General features: G+C 47.2%; 11 protein-coding genes. 5 read left to right on the top strand and 6 right to left on the bottom strand.

Annotation, left to right across the window (positions count from 1 at the left end; genetic code table 11):
• The first annotated feature begins 259 nt into the window (after positions 1-259).
• Positions 260-1162 carry an EcsC family protein gene (locus AB4124_RS29225; RefSeq protein WP_441975011.1) on the top strand — a complete coding sequence of 301 codons (903 nt, stop codon included), beginning with the start codon at positions 260-262 and terminating at the stop codon, positions 1160-1162.
• Between the two features lie 114 nt (positions 1163-1276).
• Here AB4124_RS29225 and queF read toward each other — a convergent pair whose 3' ends face one another.
• The 6 genes from queF to AB4124_RS29195 form a co-directional block, all read right to left on the bottom strand.
• Positions 1277-1774 (bottom strand): preQ(1) synthase, encoded by a 498-nt coding sequence (queF, locus tag AB4124_RS29220; RefSeq protein WP_009591586.1) that lies wholly within the window; start codon positions 1772-1774, stop codon positions 1277-1279.
• 69 nt (positions 1775-1843) lie between these two features.
• Positions 1844-2635 carry a 7-carboxy-7-deazaguanine synthase QueE gene (gene queE / locus AB4124_RS29215; protein WP_430111422.1) on the bottom strand — a complete coding sequence of 264 codons (792 nt, stop codon included), beginning with the start codon at positions 2633-2635 and terminating at the stop codon, positions 1844-1846.
• Positions 2628-3119, bottom strand: coding sequence for a 6-carboxytetrahydropterin synthase QueD (gene queD / locus AB4124_RS29210; RefSeq protein WP_430111419.1), 492 nt, complete (start codon positions 3117-3119; stop codon positions 2628-2630). Before queD ends, queE begins: the two co-directional genes overlap by 8 nt.
• A complete protein-coding gene (gene queC / locus AB4124_RS29205) occupies positions 3116-3793 on the bottom strand; it encodes a 7-cyano-7-deazaguanine synthase QueC (RefSeq protein ID WP_339271309.1) in 678 nt (225 codons plus the stop codon). The genes queD and queC overlap by 4 nt, the downstream gene beginning before the upstream one ends.
• Positions 3794-4070: 277 nt before the next feature.
• On the bottom strand, positions 4071-4775 hold the full coding sequence (locus AB4124_RS29200; protein WP_339271311.1) for an AIM24 family protein: 705 nt from the start codon (positions 4773-4775) through the stop codon (positions 4071-4073).
• Between the two features lie 55 nt (positions 4776-4830).
• The gene (locus AB4124_RS29195) at positions 4831-5283 is read right to left on the bottom strand and encodes a hypothetical protein (protein WP_430111417.1); all 453 of its coding nucleotides are present in this window, start codon (positions 5281-5283) and stop codon (positions 4831-4833) included.
• Positions 5284-5503: 220 nt separating this feature from the next.
• On the opposite strand from AB4124_RS29195, the gene AB4124_RS29190 reads away from it, so the two are divergent.
• The 4 genes from AB4124_RS29190 to AB4124_RS29175 all read left to right on the top strand — a co-directional run bounded on the left by AB4124_RS29190 (position 5504) and on the right by AB4124_RS29175 (position 8657).
• The gene (locus tag AB4124_RS29190) at positions 5504-5662 is read left to right on the top strand and encodes a hypothetical protein (RefSeq protein WP_339271315.1); all 159 of its coding nucleotides are present in this window, start codon (positions 5504-5506) and stop codon (positions 5660-5662) included.
• Positions 5663-5995: 333 nt separating this feature from the next.
• Positions 5996-6619, top strand: a complete 624-nt coding sequence (locus tag AB4124_RS29185) for a hypothetical protein (protein WP_441975010.1) — start codon at positions 5996-5998, stop codon at positions 6617-6619.
• 114 nt (positions 6620-6733) lie between these two features.
• Positions 6734-7132, top strand: coding sequence for a helix-turn-helix transcriptional regulator (locus tag AB4124_RS29180; protein ID WP_076323038.1), 399 nt, complete (start codon positions 6734-6736; stop codon positions 7130-7132).
• A gap of 325 nt (positions 7133-7457) precedes the next feature.
• Entirely contained in the window at positions 7458-8657 is a 1200-nt protein-coding gene (locus AB4124_RS29175; RefSeq protein WP_441975009.1) for an S-layer homology domain-containing protein, read from the top strand.
• Positions 8658-8723: the final 66 nt, after the last annotated feature.

The following is an 8723-nucleotide window of genomic DNA, read 5'->3' as shown; positions in this document are numbered from 1 at the left end:
GAAATAAACCAGTTTAACTGGTAAGTGAAAGTGACAAAAACACTGAGCCTGAACGGATTTGTGGTCAGGCTAGCGTCTTTAGGCGCAGTTTGGCAACAAGGGGTTATACCCCAAGAGCAAACCACCCGTTGGACGGGTGGTCATGATTAACCTTATGAGTGATGTTATAAGATTAAATTTGAAATTTATTGCGTCTTTCTTCCATGCCCTGCGTATACAGTTTATAGTTATTTTTTAATTGCGGATAGGAGTAATGAGGATGACCGAGATGGAATCACGACAACAGCTGGAGTCGCAGCTTCAAGAGATTTTGAAATGGGAGAAAGAGCAGAAGGACGTCATGTTCTGGGAAAAGCTCGGAAGAATTCCTTTTATGCTGCTGGATCGCCTCACGCCCAAGGCTGTACAAGAGAAAATCGGAAGTGCCTTGAATGAGGTAGGCGGATTTATTCAGAGCGGCGGGAAACATCTGGTTCGCGAGAAGTCGGTTATGAAGGTTCTGGCGCAAACAGCGGGATTGGACGGTCCAAACCCGGTTTCCGGCCCTTCCGTCAAGTCCGCTCAGGAGGAATACATGGAAGATGAGAACGGAGAGGAGGAGGCTGCTTCCGGGCTTACCTTGGCATTTGCCGCGAAGCTACCGCTCCAAGTCATGGATAGCGCAGCGGATACGCTAACCGTAAAACGCGTCAAATTCGCCGCAGCGCAAGGAGCAGCAACGGGAATCGGGGGCATATTTACGATTGCGGCCGATCTGCCGATGGTGCTCGGTCAATCGCTTAAGGTGCTGCAGGAGATGGCGCTTTGTTACGGGTATGATCCAAACGATCCCCGGGAGCGGGTGTTTATTGTGAAGTGCTTGCAGTTTGCATCCGCCGATATCGTGGGGAAAAAAGCGGTGCTTGAGGAGCTCGCCAGTTTTGATGATGAACAAGTGACGGAGCAGGTATTCTCACAGCTGCAGGGCTGGCGTGAAGTCGTTCAGTCGTATACCGATAACTTCGGGATGAAGAAGTTGTTTCAGCTGATTCCGATTGCTGGGATTGTATTCGGTTCAATCAGCAACAAGGGGACGATCAGCGATGTGGCTGCAGCGGGGAAAATGCTGTACAAGAAGCGGCGCCTAAATTACCGACTTAGGAATATGGAATATCCTATGTAATCGTTTATTCCTCTTGTTGAAATGATAAAAAGGGTTATCCGCCATGCGGGCAACCCTTTTTATCATCATTATGGAAAATGGGATTGACGTATTCAGGAAAAAGGCTTCAGCTTCCTAGCGGTTGTCCACCTTTTCCGGATACAGGTCATGGTTCATCAGACGGTTCGCGGCGATCTCCTCGTATTTGGTTCCCGGACGACCGTAATTGCAGTACGGATCGATGGAAATGCCGCCCCGCGGGGTAAATTTGCCCCATACCTCGATATATCTCGGATCCATCAGTTTGATGAGGTCATTCATGATGATATTGACGCAGTCCTCATGAAAATCCCCATGATTACGGAAGCTGAACAGGTACAGCTTCAAGGATTTGCTCTCCACCATCTTAATATCCGGAATATAGCTGATGTAGATGGTCGCAAAGTCCGGCTGGCCTGTAATCGGACACAAGCTTGTAAATTCGGGACAGTTGAATTTGACGAAGTAATCCCGGTAGGGATGCTTGTTGTCAAAGCTCTCCAGAATGCCGGGATCATATTCAAACGTGTATTTCGTGCCTTGGTTGCCAAGCAGGGTGACGTCTTCCATTTCTTCTTTTTGTCTTCCAGCCATATAGTGTAGCTCCTTTATAAATATATTAATAAATGCTCAATCAGGTGTAGCGTATTTTTAGGACAACCGTCACACTCCGCGTTTATTGCCCCAGACCAGCGTGTGCAATTGCGGCAAGACACGCACATCGTTCAACCGATCGGATCGCATGACGGCATCGACAAGCAACTCGTACCGATCCAGCAGATGGGAGACCAGCGAAGTGGTATCACCCGTACCTACATCGGGATTACCGGTCTGCAAGTAAAACGGCACATTCGGGTATCGTTCATGGACTGTTTCCGCATAGCTCAAGTCCTTATCGTCAAACACGACAATCTTGAGGCTGAAGGATCTACCGGGTGCCCGAGCGGACAGCCGAGAGACGATATCATCGAGCTTGCCCCAGTCCGTATCCATACCTGAGCTTGGTGGCTTGGGGGAGATGGTGACTTCATCGATATCATTCAGCCAATCCTGCCAGCGTGAACCTTGGGTCTCCACGGCAACGGTAATTCCGTGTCGGTGCAGCTCATCCACCAGCGTGCCGAGCTGGGAGAGAAGAGCGGGATTGCCGCCGGACAGGGTGACATGATCGAAGCGTTCTCCGCCCAGCCGGTACAGTTCTTGCCAAATCTCATCTGCACTCATGCGCGAAATGGTGTCCTTGGCGGACCCGTCCCACGTAAATGCAGAGTCGCACCAGGAGCAGCGATAGTCGCAGCCCGCCGTACGAACGAACATCGTCTTGCGGCCAACGACCATGCCTTCACCTTGAACGGTAGGACCAAAAATCTCCATCACGGGAATCGGACGGTCCACCGCGATGACAGGGGAGGAGGCACTTGAATCGTTCTCATGCTTTACATGCACATTATTCATCGATCATCCACTCCCGTCTGACCTCAGCGTAGCTGGTCGGCGTCTCGAACAGGCGAACGAATTCGGTTCGTGTGCCTTGTCGCTCGTGCGACTCTTTGCTGCGGAGGGCTTCCTCCATCTTTTCAAACAGCCAGACCACCATGTTTTCCGCTGTTGTGTTCATTGGTGGCAGGGTTTCGTTTAAGTAACGGTGATCCAGATAAGGTTCGATTTCCGTTTTCCAGCAATCTTTAATGTCGCCAAAATCCACGGTAATGCCGATTTCATTGGGAATACCGCTGATACCAAAGACCACTTTGTACGTGTGGCCGTGGAGGTTCTTGCATTTTCCCTCATAGCAATGCAGATGATGGGCAGCATCAAAGGTAAACTCTTTGGAGACAAGTACCCGTTTCTGGTGGTAACGCAGGCTTCCGGCATCGATGTCTTCGCCAAGCTTCTGCAGTTGCTCTACAATGCGGAAAGCCCCGGGCTCGCGGCTCATACCAGGCGCCCCCCTTCGGCTACACGGTTACGTCGCTGCATATAGTTGTCGAGCCCCGCTTTTCTCAGCTTGCATGCAGGACATTCCCCGCAGCCGTCTCCCTTGATGCCGTTGTAGCAGGTTAACGTATGGTCGCGAACGTATTCGAGTGCATTCATCTGGTCGGCGAGCTCCCAGGTTTCCGACTTGTCGAGCCACATGAGCGGTGTGTGAATGACAAACGGGTAATCCATGGCCAGATTCAGCGTAACGTTGAGAGATTTGATGAAGCTGTCCCGGCAATCGGGATAACCGCTGAAATCCGTTTCGCATACGCCCGTGATCAGATGTTTTGCGCCGATGCCCTTGGCCAGTACAGCAGCAAAGCTGAGGAACAGCAGGTTCCGTCCCTCCACAAACGTAGTAGGCAAACCGTCGCCTTCGGCAATTTCGATATCGCTGCGCGTTAACGCATTCGGCGCCAGTTGATTAAGCAGGCTCATATCAAGCACTGTTTGCTTCACGCCTTGTTCCTTGGCGATTTGTGCCGCGCATTCTATTTCAAGCTTATGGCGTTGGCCATAATCGAAGGTGACGGTTTCGACTTCGGCGAAGCGTTCCTTCGCCCAGAACAGGCAGGTGGTACTGTCTTGACCACCGCTGAAAACAACGACCGCTTTTTCATTTTTAAGCATAAAAAAACCTCTCATCCTTCATAATTTAAGAACAGCCGAAAGGGCTGAACCTCTAGAAGAAAGAGAAGTTCATTGAACTGAATCCGTAAAAAAACAAGCCTTATTCTTAGGGTGTAACACCGAATAAGACACGATAGTTTTTTATAGAGGGAGTTCACGAACCTCTCCCACACACCGCGATAGGCGTATGGATTGTCTTCTGTTTGTCCTTGTGACCGCAGTGGGTGTTATATCCAGCATACAGTCTGATTACGCCCTCCATTATAACACGGCCCGATTATTTGATAAACACTCCGCCAAAGGGAATTGCTTCCCGCAGAAAACGCTTGATGATGCCCTCGTCATTTAATTCGTCAACGAGCCGCTGATTCTGGCGGCCTGCTTGAAACAACACATAACCGTCACCGGTCAGCTTCCAGTGATAGTTCATATGCTGGCTGGCGAGATGATTGCCATATACGGTCAGGTCCAGCTTGGCCGCTTCGGGATAGGCGATGATGCTCCCGGCGTCCACATACAATGGCTCGGTAGGATGCAGCTTGACTTTGCATACCGGACCCTGGGTCAAAATCCCGATACTGCCATTTCCCGAAAACTTCATCTTAATGGCGTCTCGCGTGACCAGCATGTTTTTGATCTTAAGGATTCGTGTCTGCATCGTAACATGTTTAGTATAAAAGAAAACATGCCGAAAATCATAGAGCATGTCCTGTTCGCCTTCCAACTGAATTTCATGCATATTGAAGCCTGGGGGGAGCGCAGCCGTAAATTGACTAGGCCCTGTAATATCGGCACGAATCAGTTTTTTCTTGCGGTATATGCCTTTTACGTTCATGAGACGGTCGCTGCGACCGGAGGAGGGACCCCGATAGGCAACGATTTGCTCAGGATGAAGGACGTGGGCCGTGTCGTCCTCAGTCAGGGAGAACGTGACCGCTTGTCCTGCTCCGCTGCCGGCTGCATCTTCCATTCGAATAATCATGGCCGCGCCTCCTTTTGCCTGGGTTGAATGGTGGGGATCTGGATCAGAGCTTGTCCTATTTAGATCGGTTCGTTCGGCGCATGCCGAATCGCAGGGCACGAATGATCACAAAATAACCGGCAGCCAATACCACGGCGGTGATCGCCACGGTCTTTAAACGTTCCGCCCCGCGATTTCGTGCGGCTTCAGCCTCTTGAAGCTGGCTTACCATTTGGGTTAATTGCTGGTTCTGCTCCGCAAGATTGGAGTTCTGTTCCGCCAGGGTTAGATTTTGCTGCTGCAGCCGTTCGGAAGCGATCATGGCTTTATCAAGTTCCTGCAGGGCTTGGTTATAGTTGTTCTTGAGCTGGTTTATTTCATCGGGCAGTCCGGAGAACTGCTGGATATCATCATACATATTGTTAAAGTAATTGGCGCTGGCGGTCCGTCCACCGGCCGGCAGCGCCATCCCTGCCACCAGCAATATGAGAGAAAGTTGAATTAGCTTGGATTTTGTCGGCTTATGCAAGAGGGATCACCACCATTCGATTATTTATAGTAAATACGAATTAGATTCCGACAGGTTTCTATTAATATATATTACCCACATTTGCGGTGGAAGTGAATCTATTAGCAGGCCAAGTTGTTTAACTTGCTCATGTAAAGGGTAATGTATGTAAGTAAGCGCCTATCAAGCCATCCCCTGCAAATTATCATAAATGAACAGTAGATAAAAGGAGATTTTGATCATGATGAAAGATAACAACGTGAAGAAAATTATGATTACAGTGAATGGAAAACCCGTGGGCAACGGATTATTAATTGATAAAGTAACGTACGCTCCCATTCAAGGCATACCAAGACATATGGGGAATACTAAGCCCGTTTCGGCAGCAGAAATAGGTTAATAGACTTTTATATGAAAACACAACCTCTAAAATATTGTAGGAATAAGTCAATTTCAAGGTAGTAAAAGGCTTCCTTAGCCGACATCTGACAAAAATCTGCATATCTAAAAGACCGCAGCTGCGAGGGCTGTGGTCTTTTTTTGTCGAATTCATAATAGGAACATATGTTCCATGACAGTAAGATGTCCATCTGTATTGGTACATTATTAGAAGAAGAGGAAAGAGGTGGATGTATTGCAGTCTGGCTTGTTTTCGGATTTTACATGGAGCCACAGCCATGTATTTGCTGGGGGCACTAGTCAGGTCTTTCTGCTGATCGAGTGGAGGGCTGGTGTGTTAAAGCAAAAAACGCAGTTCCATGGCTTTAATCAGTGCATGGCTGAAGATGTCCAGCTACACCTACAATTAGGGGAACGCGTTCAAGTGGAGCGTATGTATGGATGCCAAGGTGAGATATTGAATGATCGTAACATTTCGTTGTCTTTAGGCTCTTTGTCGGAAGGGAGATCCAAACAGTTGGTTCTTGAGCTAAGTGTCGGAGCTAGGCAATCGGGGGTGTATCCCATTATTACCGCTCTATGGACATATATGGATGTACAGAAGCGGAAGGTGGTTTTGCAGCCGTCCCGAACGATACCACTTCAATTCAGCAACCATACGGCATTGAAATACCGAAGGGCAGATTATCGTGTGGAGAAGGTGCTGAAATTATACCAGAATGCTTCCATTCTGGAGCAGGCTATAGGAAAGCTGGAACGGGGAAAGCTGGCTCAAGGGGAAGAAATGATTCGTAGACAGGCAGATGAGATGCTTTTATACGCAATCCGATTTCGAGACGCGGATTATTTGAAGGAGGCAGAGACCCTTTATCAACTAATTGGTTTGTATCTGGATACATATCGGCAATTATCTTCTGAAAATGCGAATAGGAAGAGGGACTTTAGACTTAAAAATTAACTAGGAATGAAGAATCTGTATATAAAAAAGGAAAAATGATTTCAGGGTCGAATGTACTATTTAGCAGTCAAACAAAATATGTCTAATTTACTAGAAAGATAGGGAGAATGCCATATGACAGACCGACTGATCCGACTAATGAGAATCATTACCCTTGTACAAGCAAGACCAGGTATACTGGCTCGCGAGCTTGCCGAACGTTGTGGAACCAGCGAAAGAACCATTTATCGGGATATGGATGCCCTCAGCGCCATGCATATTCCCATCACACACCAAGGCCGAGGCCGAGGCTACACATTTATCGGGCATTTTGCAATGTACCCGCTTGGTTTAACGGAAGAGGAGGTACAGGCGCTATTTAAACTGTTGACCATATTGGAACAAATCAAGCCGATGCTGCCCGATGAATTTGAAAGCGCTTATGAGAAGGTATTGGCTGCTGTATATAAGCAAAGCGCGGAAAAAGCTGAAATTCAGGCCGGGGACCGGGATGAATCCTCCACCGGTTTATAACGGTTCCACTACATGTAACAATTAAACCTCGAACGAAAGGACACATGTTCATGTGACTATCGTCGAGGTTTTTATCAGTTTATGAGGAATTAACCACGGTCATGTGGAGATGCGAATGTAGTAGTGAATTAGAATCAGGATAGGAATATTATACCAAAATAGATGATTATATGATAATATAACTATAATTTCTCTCATCCATCCAAAAATGTAATTGATGTGCAATTATGAGAGACGGCGGTAGATGTCCCTAAGCAAGGGCGTAGGAAGGAGATATGGAGCAATGGCATAGGTTTTATTCCACAACTTGTATAGGAGGATATTCATGAAGAAGATCTCGATCAGTGTATTTACGGCATTGTCCCTGTTTGTCGGAAGCTTCTATCTGAACACGGTGGAGGCAGCGCAAGAGAGCAACGCAGACAAAATGGCGGAGTCTCGTGAGACGAAGACGAGCCATTTTACGGATATTCAAGGCCACTGGGCCCAGACGGCTATTCAAGATGCCATACAACGAGGTTATGTCGATGGTTATCCGGATAAAAGATTCCTGCCTAACAAACAGGTAACTCGAGCGGAATTTATGAAAATGGCGGTTTCAGCTTTGGATATTGAGGTGGCTTCCTTAAGTTCAGGTTCCTGGTATGCTCCTTACGTGGCTGCCGCAGAATCGGCAGGAATTTATAAGGCCGGCGATTTCGGAAACAGTAACTTGACGGAACGAATGACGCGTGAAGAGATGGCTAAGCTAGCGGTAAAAGCGCTGGGATATAAGAATGTGGAGGACAAGCAGTGGATGTATCTTGCATCCAAGGATGGCATCATATCGGGGACCGCGCCGGGTGTAATATCGCCTACTGGCACTACGACAAGAGCTCAGGCCATTGCGGTTATAGAGCGTTTGCTTCAGGTAAAGAGCGGCAAGACGCTCCCCATTGATAAATATGCCGTAGCTGCGGCTGAAGTGTATTGGCATAAGACAAATATTTTCTCGGTGGCACCAGAGATTTTTAATGGGCCGGATAACAAAAATAATACTGGGATTAAATCTTGGAAAGTCTCGAATTTGAAGTTCGAGGGAAAAGATGGTACCACTATTCAAGTTGAGGATCTTCTAGCAATTGATTGGAATGACCCAAGAGATCCAAATAGGAAATTACTTCCGACAAAAAATAAACTTTCATATAGAACAAATAGTGGGGGGTGGGCAAAATTTTCCGATGATCTCAAATGTTACGTTATCATTGTTAATGCTCGTATAGTAATTAACAAAAATCCAAAAGGATATCCTATAACGGATCGTGTAAATCTTCACATTCATGGTTACAATGGTGTGCCGACTGGAAATAGTCTCATAGTGCCTTCAGTTATTGAATCAAGTGATTCGAGCAAAAAGATATACGGGCTAGTAATTCCAAAAGAGAAATTTAGTACAGATGGATCTATCAGAGTTTCCATAGAGTCTATTTCAGCAGGGGCACCAATCATAAGTCAAGTCCTTTCCAGATCAATATTGATTAGGTAGGAGGACTTTTGATGTCACGAACTCTTTCGTTATTGATGTCATTTATTTTGTTAATTAACATTATTC

Source organism: Paenibacillus sp. 2KB_20, from assembly GCF_052115765.1.
GTDB lineage: Bacteria > Bacillota > Bacilli > Paenibacillales > Paenibacillaceae > Paenibacillus_AQ.
This window is presented reverse-complemented; position numbering and strand designations above follow the sequence as displayed.

Excerpts from the sequence above, each read along its gene's own strand:
- AB4124_RS29225 (WP_441975011.1), top strand. The coding sequence starts at position 260 with ATGACCGAGATGGAATCACGACAACAGCTGGAGTCGCAGCTTCAAGAG.
- queF (WP_009591586.1), bottom strand. The coding sequence starts at position 1,774 with ATGGCTGGAAGACAAAAAGAAGAAATGGAAGACGTCACCCTGCTTGGC.
- queE (WP_430111422.1), bottom strand. The coding sequence starts at position 2,635 with ATGAATAATGTGCATGTAAAGCATGAGAACGATTCAAGTGCCTCCTCC.
- queD (WP_430111419.1), bottom strand. The coding sequence starts at position 3,119 with ATGAGCCGCGAGCCCGGGGCTTTCCGCATTGTAGAGCAACTGCAGAAG.
- queC (WP_339271309.1), bottom strand. The coding sequence starts at position 3,793 with ATGCTTAAAAATGAAAAAGCGGTCGTTGTTTTCAGCGGTGGTCAAGAC.
- AB4124_RS29200 (WP_339271311.1), bottom strand. The coding sequence starts at position 4,775 with ATGATTATTCGAATGGAAGATGCAGCCGGCAGCGGAGCAGGACAAGCG.
- AB4124_RS29190 (WP_339271315.1), top strand. The coding sequence starts at position 5,504 with ATGATGAAAGATAACAACGTGAAGAAAATTATGATTACAGTGAATGGA.
- AB4124_RS29180 (WP_076323038.1), top strand. The coding sequence starts at position 6,734 with ATGACAGACCGACTGATCCGACTAATGAGAATCATTACCCTTGTACAA.
- AB4124_RS29175 (WP_441975009.1), top strand. The coding sequence starts at position 7,458 with ATGAAGAAGATCTCGATCAGTGTATTTACGGCATTGTCCCTGTTTGTC.